Below are 14824 nucleotides of genomic sequence, written 5' to 3'. Positions count from 1 at the left end.
GGGCACTGTGCAGAAACTGCATCAGGCCATGTGTGAAAACGACATCAGGGCTTCTGACCTGGGTAGACACGAGCGAACGGGCCCGTCCGGGCCGACTCCTGAGGAGCCGGCCCGGACGGACCCGCGGGTCACGTCTTCACGCCCTCACTTCGCGAACTCGTCGCGCAGCTTGTGCTTGAGCAGCTTGCCCGAGGCGTTGCGCGGCAGGACGTCGACGACCTCCAGACGGGTGGGCTTCTTGAACCCGGCCAGCCGATCCTTGAGGAAGTCGTGCACCTCGTCGAGCGTCGGCGGGTCGGCGGGGTCCGTGGGCACGACGATCGCCACGGGGGTCTCGACCCACTTCGGATCCGGCGCACCGATCACCGAGGCGTCGGCGACCTTCGGGTGTGCCGCGACGGCCTGCTCGACCTCGACGGAACTGATGTTCTCGCCGCCGGAGATGATGAGGTCCTTGGCCCGGTCGACGACGAACATGTACCCCTCGGAATCCCGTTTCACCAGGTCACCGGAGTGGAACCAGCCGTCGTAGGTGGACTCCTGGGTCTGCTGGGGCTTGTTCCAGTAGCCGGCCATGAGGCCCGGGCCGCGGTAGACCGCCTCACCCATCACATCGTCGGCCACGTCCTCGCCGGCCGGGTCGACCACGCGCCAGGCGACCGCGGAGATCGGCTTGCCGATCGACCCCATCTTCCGGATCGAGTCGTGGTCGGGCAGGTTCGCCGTCACCGGCGACATCTCCGTCTGCCCGAAGGCCGCGGAGATCTGTGCGTCCGGGAAGGTGTCCCGCATGAGCTGCAGGGTCTCCTTCGAGGCCGGCGAGGCGCCCCACGACAGGGTCTTCAAGGGCAGGTTCCGTTCCTTGATCCCCGGAATCGAGCACAGCGCCTGCCAGATCGTCGGGACCAGGAACATCGAGGTGACCTGTTCCTTCTCGACGAGGTCGGCGAGCGCACCGATGTTCTGCATCACCGAGGGCGGCGCGAGGACGATCCGGGTCCCACCGAAGAAGGCAGGGGTGAGGAATCCGAGCCCGGCGATGTGGAAGAGCGGCACGACGGTGAGGTTGGTCTCCGGCACCTCGCCCGGCGGCTGGGCCGACCGGAAAATCGGGATCATCTGGCTGACCAGGTTGAGGTACGAGAGCATGACGCCCTTGGGCGCCGAGGTCGTCCCGGACGTGTACACGATCATGGCGATCGCCTGCTCGGGCACGTCGACGAAGGTCGGGGTGCCGCCCGCGGCCACGATCCCCGGGACGTCGTGGTCGAAGTGGATGACGTCGATGCCCGGGCCACCCTCGATCCCGGCCGCGACCGAGGCGCCCAGGTCGTCGACGTAGATCGCCTTCGCGCCGGAGTCCTCGATGAAGTACTTGAGCTCGACGGGGACGGACCGGCTGTTGAGCGGCGCGGCGATCGCGCCGATCGTGTTGATCGCGACGAGCGCGGCGATGTACTCCGCGCGGTTGAGCGCCAGGATGAGCACCCGGTCACCTGCGACGACACCCCGTTTCTCCAGATCGGCCGCCATCGCCTGGACACGTTCGCACAACATCCCCCAGGTGATCCGTTCCCCCTTCTCGGAGACGATCACCTCCTCGTCGGGCCGGTCCGTGTTGTGCAGATCGAGCATGTTCATCCAGTGCATCCGCCGGGAGATGAAGGGCTGTTCCGGCGGGAGATCCGGCACGAGGGGGACGCCGGTCTGCATGGAGGGGGTGAATTCCTGAACGGTCATGGTGTGGTGTCGCCTTTCCTGCACGTCGTTGTGCGAGTACCGGGTGCTGCGTGGTGCGTGGAACGCTGCGAGGTCGATCGAACTCTGCGTGGTATGTGGAGTACCGGGTGGGGCCAGTGTAGGAACGTTCAAAACCCCGAACAAGTGTTCGCGGGACTTTGTTCGCGGCGGAACGCGCCCGACCGGAATCATGACCGTGATATGGGGCACAATGTGCCCATGACCGATTCAGCGCCGAATCCATACACCCGCGCCGCCACGCGCGCCGCCGAGGACCCGGAAGGTTTCTGGTTGGAGGCCGCCGAGCTCCTGGAGTGGACCCGGAAGCCCACCCGTGCCGTCGACTCCTCCCGGGCACCCATCCACCGGTGGTTCCCCGACGGGGAGCTCAACGTCTGCCACAACGCCCTCGACCGGCACGTGGCCGCCGGTCGTGGTGACGACACCGCCCTCGTGTACGACTCCCCGGTCACCGGGGACGCGGACGGCAGCCACGTGGAGCGCTTCACCTATGCGGACCTGCTCGACCGGGTCTCCCGGTTCGCCCGGGCCCTGGCCGATCGCGGTGTGGGCCGGGGTGACCGGGTGGTCGTCTACATGCCCATGATCCCGGAGGCCGTGGTCGCCATGCTCGCCTGTGCCCGTCTGGGCGCCGTCCACTCCGTCGTCTTCGGCGGGTTCAGCGCCGCGGAACTGGCGGTGCGCATCGACGACACCGCACCGAAGGCCGTGGTGAGTGCCAGCTGCGGGATCGAGCGGACGCGCACGGTCGACTACAAGCCGCTCCTCGACGAGGCACTCGAGATCGCCACGGCACGGCCCGAGTTCACCGTCCTCGTCCAGCGCCCGCAGTCCCCGGCCACCCTGGTCGAGGGCCGGGACCTCGACTACGCGGAGCTCATGGCGGAGACCACCGAGGGCATCGACTGCACCCCGGTGAGGGCGACCGACGAGCTGTACGTCCTCTACACCTCGGGGACCACGGGCAGGCCCAAGGGGATCGTCCGCGACTCCGGCGGCTACGCGACGGCGCTGGCCTGGTCGATGCCGAACCTGTTCGGTCTGCGCCCGGGTGACACGATGTTCACCGCGAGCGACGTCGGTTGGGTCGTCGGGCACTCCTACATCGTCTACGCGCCCCTGCTCGCCGGCGTCACCACGGTCCTCTTCGAGGGCAAACCCGTGGGCACCCCGGACGCCGGCACCTTCTTCCGCGTGATCGCCGACCACGACGTGAACGTCTTCTTCGCCGCCCCCACCGCCATGCGCGTGATCCGCAAGGAGGATCCGGAGGGCACTCACATGAGGCGGCACGACCTCGCCACGCTCCGGGCCTGGTTCATGGCCGGTGAGCGCCTGGACCCCGACACCTACGCCTGGACGACGGAGAAGCTCGCCACGGCGACCGGTCGGGACGTGCCCGTCATCGACAACTGGTGGCAGACGGAGACCGGGTGGCCGATCGCCACGAACCCCGTCGGCCTGCACCGGTATCCGCTCAAGCCGGGCTCCCCCACGGTGCCGGTGCCCGGGTACCGCGTGAAGGTCGTCGACGCCACCGGAGCCGAGGTGCCGCCCGGGACCGCGGGCCTCATCGTCATCGAGCTCCCACTGCCACCGGGCACGATGGCGACCGTCTGGGGAGACGACGAGCGGTACGTCTCCGGCTATCTCAGTGCCTTCGAGGGGTACTACCTCACCGGCGACGGCGGCTACGTGGACTCCGACGGGTACGTCTACGTCATGGGCCGCACGGACGACGTCATCAACGTCGCCGGTCACCGGCTGAGCACCGGCGCGATGGAGGCGGCGATCGCCGGGCATCCGGCCGTGGCGGAGTGCGCCGTCATCGGCGTGGCCGACCCGACCAAGGGCCAGAGCCCGCGCGCCTTCGTCGTCCTCGCCGACGGTGTCGCCTCACAGGACGACCTGGCCCGGGAACTCGTCTCCCGCGTCCGGAACGACATCGGCCCGGTCGCCGCCCTCAAACAGGTGGACGTCGTCGCCGCCCTGCCGAAGACCCGCTCGGGCAAGATCCTGCGCAAGACGATGCGGGAGATCGCCGACGGGAAGGCCGAGGTCGTCGTCCCCTCGACGATCGAGGACCGCGACGTCCTCGAGGCGCTCCGCGGCACGCTCAGCCGGTGACGATCGACTGTGCACAGAATGGCGTCCGACCTGGGTCGAAACGCCATTCTGCGCACAGTGGATGCCTCCGACCGCGCGTGGGCACATTCAGGACTCTACGAATACGAAAGAGTCCCGATGTAAGCTGCGGCCATGACCGGCACCCCTCAGGCCTCCCCCACCTCCGACATCCACGCCCACACCGACTCCGACCACGCGCACTCCCCCCACGCCGTCGCCTGTGAGTCCGGGCTCCCGCACGTCGAGGCGCCCGAGGAGGCCATCGCCCGTACCGCGGAGGTCTTCAAGGCCCTCGCCACGCCCTCGCGCCTCCGGATCCTCCTCATCCTGTCCCACGGACCCTCGACCGTCACCGGGATCGTCGACCACACGCACCTGTCGCAACCCCTCGTCTCCCAGCACCTCAAACTCATGCGCGGGCTCGGGCTCGTCTCGGTGCTGCGCCAGGGCCGCGAGGCGATCTACTCCCTCCAGGACGACCACGTCGCACACATGGTCGTCGACGCCCTCGCCCACGTCACCGAACACTGACCGACACGAGGACGACACACATGGGACGCAAGCGCCGGGGGAACGCCGGGACGACGGACGCGGACCCGCACTCCCTCCAGGAGGGTGAGTGGGCGACGAGCACCGGCACCGTCCGGCTGGAACGGGATCACCACGCCCCGAACGCGTGGACGGTGTACGTGGGCGGTGTGCCGTCCTCGCACGTCGACCTCGATTCCCCGCAGGAGCTCGCCTTCGAGTACATGCGGTGGATGGCCGCCGTCATCGCAGAAGGCTTCCCCACCGGTCGTGGGCCGGCGCCTCACCTGCGGGTCCTCCACCTGGGCGGCGGCGCCTGCTCGATGGCGCTGTGGGTGCACGCACGGTTCCCGGACGCGCGGCAGGTGGTCGTCGAGCTCGACGGGAAGCTGGTCGAACTCGTCCGTGGATGGTTCGATCTCCCCTCGGCGCCCCTGTTGCGGGTGCGCACGGGTGATGCGCGAGAGATACTGCCGAGCCTGCGGGAGGACACCCGGGACGTCATCATCCGCGACGTGTTCGCCGGCAGCACGACGCCGGAGGCCCTCACGACCGTCGCCTACGCGCAGGAGGCCGCCCGCGTCCTGGAGTCCGGCGGCCTCTACCTGCTCAATGTCGGCGACGGACCGGACCGGGTGAACGTGCGCCGGGAGGCAGAGAATCTCCGGCAGGTGTTCACCCACGTCGCAGCGATCGCGGACCCGGCGATGTTCAAGGGGAGGCGGCGCGGGAACACGGTGCTCGTCGCGAGCGACCGGGAGCTCCCACTCACCCCTGCCCTGACCCGTACCCTCCTGTCGGACCCGCTCCCCGCGAAGGTCGACCCCCACCCCTGAACAGATGTGGCCGCGATATGTGGTGTGGACGCGCTATTTCATCGAATAGCGCGTCCACACCACATATCGCGGCCGGACCGGCGAGGAAGCCTCAGTCGTTGATCTTCTTGGTGAACCGGATGATCCGATCGAGTGCCTCGCGGGTCTTCTCCGGACCGACGGCCAGGGACATGCGGACCCACATCTGGCCGTCGTAGGGATCGAAGTCGAGGCCCGGGCTCAGGGCCACCTCGGCCTCGTCGAGGAGCGCGGCGCACCAGTGCGCGGCGTCGGAGTACGGGCCGAGCACCTCGGCGTCGAGACGGCCCCATATGTAGAAGGCGCCGTCACAGGGGGCGACGTCCTTCCACCCGAGGGAGGGGAGCGCGTCGAGCACCATCTGACGGGCCCGGGCGAACCCGGCCACCGCGGCGTCGCACTCCGCGTAGGACTCCTCGGTGAAGCCCTCGACGGCGGCCCACTGGGAGTTCACGGGCGCGCACAGCTGCAGGTTGCCGCCGAGCGCGATGAGCGTGGGCACGATCGACTCCGGCACGACGACCCAGCCCAGACGCCAGCCCGTCATGCCCCAGTACTTGGAGAAGGAGTTGACGACGATCGCCTCGGGGTCGTGGGCGATGACGGTCTCCCCACGGCTGGGACCGTAGGTGATGCCCTGGTAGATCTCGTCCGAGATCACGCGGATGCCGCGCGCGCGGGCCCACTCGGTGATCTCGTGCAGCTGCTCACCGTCGAGCATGGTGCCCGTCGGGTTGCCGGGGGAGGCGAGCATGATGCCGGACAGGGGCGCCTCGTCGTGGGCGGCGGCGAGCATCTCGACGGTCGGCTGGAAGCGGGACTCGGGACCGCACTCCAGGCCGACGACCTCACAGCCATTGGCCCGCAGGACCGCCTCGTACGCGGTGTACCAGGGACGGGCCATCGCCACGCGGTCGCCGGCGTCGAAGCAAGCGAGGAAGGTGAGTGCGAAGGCCACCGAGGACCCGGCGGTCACGAAGATCCGGTTCGGGTCGACGTCGACGCCGTACCAGTCGCGGTAGTGCCCGGCGATCGCCTCGCGCAGGGGAAGGATCCCCTGCACCTCGGAGTAGCCCAGGTCCGTGCCGTCGCTCATGATCTCCGCCGCCCGATGCCGCACCGGGGCCGGGGCACCCTGCGAGGGCTCACCGATGTTCATGACGATCGGGTCGCGGCCGGCGTCCCGCATCTGCGCCATGCGCGCGTTGAGCGCCATCGAGGCGAAGGGACGGACGAGCTGGGACCGCTCGGAGATCTTGGGATCGCGCAGGCGCAGGCCCACGCCTGACGCACCGGTGCCGGGAACGGAAGTGTGCATCCCACCAGTGTGGACCACCCTCCGACGGGCGACCAAAGCGGCTGCCGGCGGGCCCACGTACCATCGGACCCGCACGTGTCCCCCGACCGGTCCCGGCCGGGGGACCCCGCACATCCCCGAGACCCAGGAGTTCATCCGGTGCCCGCACCCATCGATCCGACAGCCCTCGTCACCGCCGCGCAGACCGCCCTGCCGCAGATCCTCGCCGACATCGAACGCGTCATCTCGATCGAGACGCCCTCCGACGACAAGGAGGCCGTGGCCCGTGGCGCCGCGGAGTTCGCCGACCTCATCGAGGAACGTCTGGGGGTGCGCCCCGAGACGCTCGTGATCGGAGAGACCACCCACCTGCGTCTGCGGTTCGGCGCCGACAACGACGGCTCCGAGGGGTCCGCGAAGGTCGTCCTCGTCAACCACCAGGACACCGTGTGGCCGCACGGCACACTGGAGCGCAAGCCCGTCGAGATCGAGGACGGGGTGCTGCGCGGACCCGGTTGCTTCGACATGCTCACCGGCGCCGTCATGAGCATCCACGCGACCCGCATGCTCCAGGAGCAACTGGGCACATCCGCGCTCGACGGCCTCACCATCCTCGTGACCGGTGACGAGGAGATCGGCTCGACCGACTCCTCCGACCTCATCGTCGCCGAGGCGAAGGGGGCGAACGCCGCCTTCGTCATGGAGGCGAGCGCGCACGGTGCGCTCAAGGTCGCCCGGAAGGGCACCTCGGACTACCGGGTGACCGTGACGGGGAGGGCCGCGCACTCCGGGCTGGAACCGGAGAAGGGCGTCAACGCCCTCGTCGAGCTCGCCCACCAGGTGCAGGTCGTCGCGGGTCTGGGCGACGAGGAGGCCGGTACGACCGTCGTCCCCACGAAGTTCGCCGGCGGCACGACGACGAACACCGTGCCCGCCGAGGGTACCTTCGCCGTCGACGTCCGCTGCCGCACCGTCGCCGAGCAGGAGCGGGTGGACGCCGCGATCCGGGCGCTCACGCCGCAGCTGCCGGGTGCCACGATCGCCGTGACCGGTGGCATCAACCGCCCGCCGCTGGAGAACTCCATGACCGCAGGGCTCTTCGAGCGGGCCGTCGCCGTGTCCGCGGACCTCGGCATCGACGCACCGGAGGGCGTGGCGGTCGGGGGCGCCTCGGACGGCAACTTCACCGCCGCCGCCGGTGTGCCCACCCTCGACGGCCTCGGGGCCGACGGTGACGGCGCGCACGCGGAGCACGAGCACGCGATCGTCGATCAGATCCCGCCACGCACGGCCCGCCTCGCCGCCCTCATCGCCGACCAGCTGGGCTGAATCGGACCCCGCCCGAACCGTCCACTGGGCGCTCGGTCGACTGCGTGCCCCACCTTCGAACGGTTCGACCGCCGCCGAGGTGCCCTGTACGTCGATGCCACGTTCAGGGCGCCTCGGCGGCATCCGGCAGTGTCCGCGCACGAGGTAGGGAGTGCCCTGTCGACGCGAGGGAGTGCCCTGTCGACGGTTCGGCGATGGGGTACCGGGACCGGGCGGCGATCGGCGCAGCGTAAGGTGACTCACATGAAACTCTCCTCCCTCACCCTGCACCGCATCCAACTTCCCCTGGTCTCCCCCTTCACCACGTCCTTCATGACCGAGACGGAGAAGGACTGCTACCTCGTCGAGGCCACCTTCGACACCCCGTCCGGCCCCGTCACCGGCTGGGGCGAGTCCGTGGCGATGATCGCCCCGCTGTACTCCGAGGAGTACGTCGCACAGGGCATGGCCGTCACCCGTGACTTCCTCGCCCCGATCCTCTATGGCGTCGAGGACCTCACGGCGGAGACCGTCGGCTGGCACCTGCGCCACGTCATCGGCAACCCGATGGCCAAGTCCGCCCTCGAGATGGCCGTCATCGAAGCGCAGCTGAAGATGCGCGGGCAGTCCTTCAAGGACTACATGGGTGGCGTCGTCGACACCGTGCCCTCCGGGGTGTCCGTCGGCATCCAGGACACCGTCGAGGACACCGTCCGGGTCATCGGCGAGTACCTGGACGAGGGGTACGCCCGCATCAAGCTCAAGATCAAGCCGGGTGCCGACATCGCCCCGGTGGCGGCCGTCCGGAAGGCCTTCGGCGACGACTTCGACTTCCAGGTCGACGCGAACGCCGCGTACACGCTCGTCGACGCCGCGCACCTCAAGCGCCTGGACGAGTACGGACTGCTGCTCATCGAGCAGCCCCTGGGAGAGGCGGACATCCGCCAGCACTCGGAACTCGCCAAGCTCATGGACACCCCCATGTGCCTGGACGAGTCGATCGTCTCCGCCGAGGCCGCCGCCGACGCGATCGCGCTGGGCGCCGCGGCCGTCATCAACATCAAGCCGGGCCGTGTGGGCGGGTTCATCGAGGCGAAGCGGATCCACGACCTCGCCCGCGCCCACGGTGTCGCCGTCTGGCACGGCGGCATGGTCGAGACCGGCCTGGGCCGGGCGGCGAACGCCGGTTTCGCCTCCCTGCCGGGCTTCACCCTCCCCGGTGACATCTCCGGCTCCAAGCGGTTCTTCACCGAGGACATCACGGAGGAGATCGTCATGCACGACGGCGTCGTCGACGTGCCGACCGGTGTGGGCTTCGGCGTGACCGTCGACCCGGACAAGCTGCGCCGGTTCACCGTCGACACCTGGGAGATCCCCGCTCCCTGAGCCGTCGACCGGGCACTTCCTCACCGTCCATCGGGTGCGACCGTGTAACGATCTGTTTACGCAGGGGAACCTGGGAGGAAGCAGTGTGTACGCTTCAGGGGTGACGCGAGGTGGGACACCCACCACCCGCGTCGTCACCCGTATTGCAAGGAAGCCGTAAACGGAATGGACACCGACATGCGAGTCACAACCCCCGCGCACACCACCCGCACCCGCCGGGCCACCGCCCTGACCGCCTCGGCCGCGGCCGCCGCCCTCCTGCTGTCCGCCTGTGGCGGCGGCTCCGGTGGCGGCGGTGAGAGCGCTGGCGAAGGTGGCGGTGACCTCGACGCCAGCTTCATCACCATCGCGACCGGCGGATCCTCCGGCGTCTACTACCAGGTCGGCGCGACCGTCTCGGAGATGCTCGCCGACAACCTGGGCTCGGACACCTCCGTCCAGTCGACCGGCGCGAGCGTCGAGAACATCAATCTCATCACCAGCGGTGACGCAGAGCTCGCCTTCGCGCAGGGCGACGCCTCGACCCAGGCGATGGAGGGCACCGGCGCCTTCGACGGCAAGGAGCCCAAGGAACTCATGGCCATCGGTTCGATGTACAACCAGTACGTCCAGATCGTCGCGATGGCCGATGCCGGTATCGAGTCGATCGAGGACCTGGCCGGCAAGACCGTGTCCGTCGGCGACATCAACTCCGGGGTCGAGCTCAACGCCCGCACGGTCCTCGAGGCCTACGACATGAGCTACGACGACTTCACCGCCGACTACCTGTCGTACTCCGAGGCGATCGACCAGATGCGCAACGGCCAGGTCGACGCCGCCTTCGTCACCTCCGGTCTGCCCAACTCCGCCGTCCTCGACATCTCCTCGACCGACGACGTGGACATCGTGCCCGTCGACGGCGACGGCAAGCAGACGCTCCTCGACTCCTACGGCTACTTCGGCGACGGCTCGATCCCGGCCGACGTCTACGAGCAGGACGCCGACGTGGAGACGATCACCATCCCGAACGTCCTGCTGGTGAGCACCGAGCTTTCCGAGGACGCCGTCTACGACATCACGGCGACTCTTTTCGACGACCTCGACACGCTCCACGCCTCGCACAACGCCGCCGCCGACATCACCCCGGAGACCGTCACCGAGGGCCTCACGGTGCCCATGCACCCGGGTGCGCAGCGGTACTTCGAGGAGCAGGGCGTCGACGTCGGGTGACACCCGACCGCTCCCGCACCGACCGCCGCACCGTCCTCGTGGCGGCCGCGGCGGTCGGTGCCGGCCTGGTCCTCACCGCCTGCGGCGGATCCCGCTCCCGAGGCGCTCCGTCCCCGTCCGGCACCGGCGGGCAGGGCGCCTCGGCGGCGGGGACCGATCCCGCACCGGCCCATCCCCTGGGGGCACCCACCGCGGGAGCCCCGGTGGTCCGGGTGCGACACCAGCGGACCGGACAGGTCTACGTCGAGGCGTCGCTGCCACGGGACTCCCTCCTGGAGTTCTCCTGGGTCCACTCCGTCGAGCACGAGCTGTGGCGGGAGTTCTACCAGGTGGCCGACGCCCCCGACGGTGACGGTCTGGTGCTCCACCTCGACTGCACCGAGCCCGGTAGCTTCGGGGCCGGCACGCCCTACGAGGCCCCGGAGGTCAGCACCGTCGACGGCCGGGTCCGGTACTGCGGGATGGACCTCGACCTGCCGACCCTCACCTGGATCCACTCGCACGACGTCGACCATCACGCGCTGATCGACGCACAGCCGTTCTTCGAGGCGGCGGACCTGCCCCATCACGAACCCCTGGAGATGCTCCTGGTGGAGCATCCCGTGACAGAGGAATCCCCATGACACCCACCAAGGACCCCGCCGACCCGGCAGGCTCGTCCGGCCCCACGAAGACCGCCGAGCTCTCGCCCTCCGACGAACCCTCGCCCGAGATGCAGGAGCGGCTCAAGGAGCTCGACCGCGAATCCCGGACCCGTGAGTTCGACTCGAAGTGGTTGGCCTGGACGGTCGGCGCGATCGCCGTCGGTCTGTCGCTCTACCACGTGTACACGTCGATCCTCGGGACGCCGCCGACCCTGCTCCACCGGTCCATCCACGTCGCCGTCATCCTCGTGCTCACCTTCGCCCTGCACTACTGGCGGGCCCACGAGAAGGGGAAGGGGATCCCCTGGTTCGACTGGATCCTCATGGCCGCGGCGGTGTCGACCTCCGTGTACCTCGTGATCTCCTACGAGGACCTCGTCACCCGGGGTGGCAACGCGACGACGCTCGACATCGTCTTCGGTGCGATCCTCATCGTGCTCGTCCTCGAGGCCGCCCGGCGTGTCACCGGCTGGTTCCTGCCGGCACTCGCCGTCCTGTTCCTCGTCTACGCGTACTACGGCCGCTCGTTGCCCGGGTTCCTCAAGCACCGCGGCTACGACTGGGACCGGATCGCCACGCACATGTACACCTCCGTCGAGGGTGTCTTCTCCACGGCGATCGGCGTGAGCTCGACGTACATCTTCCTCTTCATCCTCTTCGGCGCGTTCCTGCAGAAGTCAGGGATGGGCAAGTTCTTCAACGACATCGCCCTCGCACTGGCAGGACAGACCCGCGGTGGTCCGGCCAAGGTCGCGGTCATCGCCTCCGGGTTCCTCGGATCCATCAACGGTTCCGCGATCGCCAACGTCGTGACGACCGGTGCCTTCACGATCCCGCTCATGAAGAAGATCGGGTACAACAAGAACTTCGCCGGGGCCGTCGAGTCCGCGGCTTCCGTCGGTGGTCAGATCCTGCCCCCGGTGATGGGTGCCGCGGCCTTCATCATGGCGGAGAACCTGGGCATCCCCTACGGGCAGATCGCCCTCGTCGCGATCGTCCCGGCCCTGCTGTTCTACCTGGGCATCATCATCCAGGTGCACCTGCGGGCCACCTCGCAAGGGCTCGAGGGGATCTCACGCAAGAACCTGCCGGCGGTCGGTGCGGTCCTCAAGGAACGCGGCCACCTGGTGCTGCCGCTGCTGTTCCTCATCTACATGCTGTTCTTCAGCGGCACGACGATCATCTTCTCCGCGATGCTCACCATCGGTGTGACGATCCTGGCCGCGCAGGTCCGGAAGACCACCCGGATGAGCATCCGGCAGATCGTCGAGGCGCTCCGCGACGGTGCCTTCACCGCCGTGTCCGTCGCGATCGCCTGCGCCTGTGTGGGACTCGTGGTCGGCGTCGCCTCGCTCACCGGCTTCGGCGTGAAGCTCGCGAGCACGATCGTCGACATCGGCGGCGGCATGCTCCTGCCCACGCTCCTCATGACGGCTTTCGCCTGCCTCATCCTCGGCATGGGCCTGCCGTCCATCCCCGCCTACATCATCACAGCGACGATGGCGGCCCCGGCGCTCACGCAGATGGGTGTCGAGCCGATCGCCGCGCACCTGTTCGTCTTCTACTTCGGGCTGTTCGCGAACATCACCCCGCCGGTGGCGCTCGCGTCCTTCGCGGCCGCGGGTGTGTCCGGTGGATCCCCGATGACGACCGGGTTCCTGTCGCTCAGACTCGCGATCGCCGGATTCATCGTGCCGTTCATCTTCGTCTACGACCCGGCCCTGCTCATGCAGGACGTGACGGTCGGCAGTGCACTGCTCGTCGTGCTCACGGCTCTCATCGGCATCGCGGCTCTCGCGGCGGCCGCCGAGGGGCACTTCCTCGTGCCGTTGAACTGGGTGTTCCGCATCCTGCTCATCGCGGGTGCCCTCACCATGCTCGTGCCGGGCGTCCTCACCGATGCCATCGGTGTCGGTGTGCTGGCCCTCGTGGTGATCGTGGTCGGCGTCATCGCCCAGCGGAAGGGGCAGCTGCGCTGGTCCGCGGTGTGAGGTAAGGCGGCGCGCGGCCTGAGGTCCGCGGCCTGAGGTGCCCCCACCGCCCCGATATCCTCTTCGGCCCCCGATATGTCATGACATATCGGGGGCCGAACAGCGTATCCGGGTGGGGTTCCGGGGCTGGGGCGGAGTCGAGCACTGCCGGGGCGGTTTCGCGTCCCAGCGAGGAAGGCGAAGGCAGGGCGCCTCGGCTGCGGGATCGGAGCACCGGGATCAGCGTGGGGAATCGCCCCGCGACTGCTCACTCCGTCGCCGCGATGAGGGCCGCCCCGAGGGGGCCGGTACCCAGGTCGTCGACGTCGGGGGTGAAGCCCATGCGCAGGAGGACCATGTCCGCCGAGGGGATGACGATGAGCTCCTGCCCGTCGTGCCCATTGGCGGAGAAGGCGTCCTCCGGGAGCTCCGGCCAGCGCAGGTTCCCGTCCTCGTCGAGCACGTTCGTCCGCCAGCCCATGCCGTAGCCGCCGTCGCCGGTCTCCTCGACCTCGGGGGCAGGCGGCGTGAGGGTGCGGTCCATCCAGAAGGCGGGGAGAACCTGCTCGCCGTTCCACTCCCCGCCCTGGAGTGCGAACTGCCCCACCGTCGCCCAGTCGCGCGGCGTCGCCCACATGTAGGAGGCGCACACCGGTGTGCCCGCGGCGTCCGGTTCCATCACCGCCGACTCCAGGCCGAGCGTGGTGAACAGGGTGGCGCGGGGCAGGTCGGCGCCCAGGCCGGTACGCTCGGCGAGCAGGTCGCACAGCAGGTTCGTGCTACCGGAGGAGTACTCCTGGTAGGTCCCGGGCGCGTGCTCGGCCGGCTGCCCGGCGACGAAGGCGCCCATGTCGTCCTCCAGGTAGAGCATCCGTGTGATGGGGGACCCGAGGTCGTAGGTCTCGTCCCATTCGAGCCCGCTCGTCATACGCAACAGGTGTTCGATCGTGATGTCAGCGCGCTCGTCGGTCCACTCGGGGACGAGGTCCCGGTCGTCCAGGGACACGGTGCCCTCGGCAACGAGCATCCCGGCGACGAGGTTCGTCGCACTCTTGGACATCGACCACCCGAGCTGCGGGGTCTGCGCGTCGAACCCGTCGGCATACCGTTCGGCCACGATCTGTCCGTCCCGCAGGGCCACGACGGCCCGGGTTCCCGGGACGTCCGCGAAGGCCGCGTCGAGTGCGGCGTCCACCGCGTCCGTCTCCTCCGCCGCCGAGGCGCCCTGCAGCGGGTTCACCCCGCCGTCCACCGCCGTGGGATCCGGGAACACCGGTTGCATGTCGGACAGGGTGCAGCCGTAACCGGGAGTGAACCATGCCTGCTGTTCGGCCAAGAGACCCAGGACGGTCGCGGAGGCACCCGGCGTCGGGGCCTCGGTGTCCCTGGCGGAGGTCGCCGACTCACCGTCCGGTGCCCCGAGATCCGCCTCGGCACGAAGAACGGGAACGAGAGGGTTGTCGGGAAGGTCGGACATGACGTCGTCCCGACCCGAGACGTGGGCGAGGGCGCAGGCATTGTGCGCGGCGTACCCGGTCCCGGTGAGCACCATGGGGCGCTGCCACAGGTAAACACCGACGCCGGCGACGAGCGCCACGACCACGAGACCGACGACCGACCGCCACACGAAACGCATGTGCTCACCCTAGCCAGGCGCAGGACGGCCGGAAAGTGCTCGGTGAGACTCCTGGCCCCGTGAATCGGCTCGGCCCCGCTATATGCGGATATAGCGGGGCCAAA

11 protein-coding genes are annotated in these 14824 nt (G+C 69.1%); 8 read left to right on the top strand and 3 right to left on the bottom strand.

Annotated features, from left to right (window positions below; all coding sequences use genetic code 11):
• Positions 1-144 precede the first annotated feature (144 nt).
• Positions 145-1740, bottom strand: coding sequence for an AMP-binding protein (locus tag AAD496_RS14375; protein ID WP_349829543.1), 1596 nt, complete (start codon positions 1738-1740; stop codon positions 145-147).
• A gap of 219 nt (positions 1741-1959) precedes the next feature.
• On the opposite strand from AAD496_RS14375, the gene AAD496_RS14370 reads away from it, so the two are divergent.
• From AAD496_RS14370 to AAD496_RS14360, 3 genes are all read left to right on the top strand, one after another.
• Entirely contained in the window at positions 1960-3888 is a 1929-nt protein-coding gene (locus AAD496_RS14370) for an acetate--CoA ligase (RefSeq protein ID WP_349829542.1), read from the top strand.
• 132 nt (positions 3889-4020) lie between these two features.
• Positions 4021-4419, top strand: a complete 399-nt coding sequence (locus AAD496_RS14365; RefSeq protein ID WP_349829541.1) for an ArsR/SmtB family transcription factor — start codon at positions 4021-4023, stop codon at positions 4417-4419.
• Between the two features lie 20 nt (positions 4420-4439).
• Positions 4440-5252 (top strand): spermidine synthase, encoded by an 813-nt coding sequence (locus tag AAD496_RS14360; protein ID WP_349829540.1) that lies wholly within the window; start codon positions 4440-4442, stop codon positions 5250-5252.
• A gap of 91 nt (positions 5253-5343) precedes the next feature.
• Here the strand turns inward: AAD496_RS14360 and AAD496_RS14355 are convergent, their stop codons facing one another.
• The gene (locus tag AAD496_RS14355) at positions 5344-6588 is read right to left on the bottom strand and encodes a pyridoxal phosphate-dependent aminotransferase (protein WP_349829539.1); all 1245 of its coding nucleotides are present in this window, start codon (positions 6586-6588) and stop codon (positions 5344-5346) included.
• A 138-nt stretch (positions 6589-6726) separates the two neighbouring features.
• On the opposite strand from AAD496_RS14355, the gene AAD496_RS14350 reads away from it, so the two are divergent.
• The 5 genes from AAD496_RS14350 (at position 6727) to AAD496_RS14330 (ending at position 13105) form a co-directional block, all read left to right on the top strand.
• On the top strand, positions 6727-7896 hold the full coding sequence (locus AAD496_RS14350; protein WP_349829538.1) for a M20 family metallopeptidase: 1170 nt from the start codon (positions 6727-6729) through the stop codon (positions 7894-7896).
• Between the two features lie 243 nt (positions 7897-8139).
• Positions 8140-9261, top strand: a complete 1122-nt coding sequence (gene menC, locus AAD496_RS14345; protein WP_349829537.1) for an o-succinylbenzoate synthase — start codon at positions 8140-8142, stop codon at positions 9259-9261.
• A gap of 177 nt (positions 9262-9438) precedes the next feature.
• The gene (locus AAD496_RS14340; RefSeq protein ID WP_349829536.1) at positions 9439-10470 is read left to right on the top strand and encodes a TAXI family TRAP transporter solute-binding subunit; all 1032 of its coding nucleotides are present in this window, start codon (positions 9439-9441) and stop codon (positions 10468-10470) included.
• Entirely contained in the window at positions 10467-11093 is a 627-nt protein-coding gene (locus tag AAD496_RS14335) for a DUF1850 domain-containing protein (RefSeq protein WP_349829535.1), read from the top strand. The genes AAD496_RS14340 and AAD496_RS14335 overlap by 4 nt, the downstream gene beginning before the upstream one ends.
• Positions 11090-13105 (top strand): TRAP transporter permease, encoded by a 2016-nt coding sequence (locus AAD496_RS14330; protein ID WP_349829534.1) that lies wholly within the window; start codon positions 11090-11092, stop codon positions 13103-13105. The genes AAD496_RS14335 and AAD496_RS14330 overlap by 4 nt, the downstream gene beginning before the upstream one ends.
• A gap of 247 nt (positions 13106-13352) precedes the next feature.
• Here the strand turns inward: AAD496_RS14330 and AAD496_RS14325 are convergent, their stop codons facing one another.
• On the bottom strand, positions 13353-14720 hold the full coding sequence (locus tag AAD496_RS14325; RefSeq protein WP_349829533.1) for a serine hydrolase domain-containing protein: 1368 nt from the start codon (positions 14718-14720) through the stop codon (positions 13353-13355).
• Positions 14721-14824: the final 104 nt, after the last annotated feature.

Origin of the sequence: Brevibacterium litoralis (genome assembly GCF_040212315.1) — a bacterium.
Taxonomy (GTDB): Bacteria; Actinomycetota; Actinomycetes; order Actinomycetales; family Brevibacteriaceae; genus Brevibacterium; species Brevibacterium litoralis.
The sequence above is the reverse complement of the archived record's forward strand: the minus strand, read 5'-3'. Positions and strand labels throughout refer to the sequence as shown.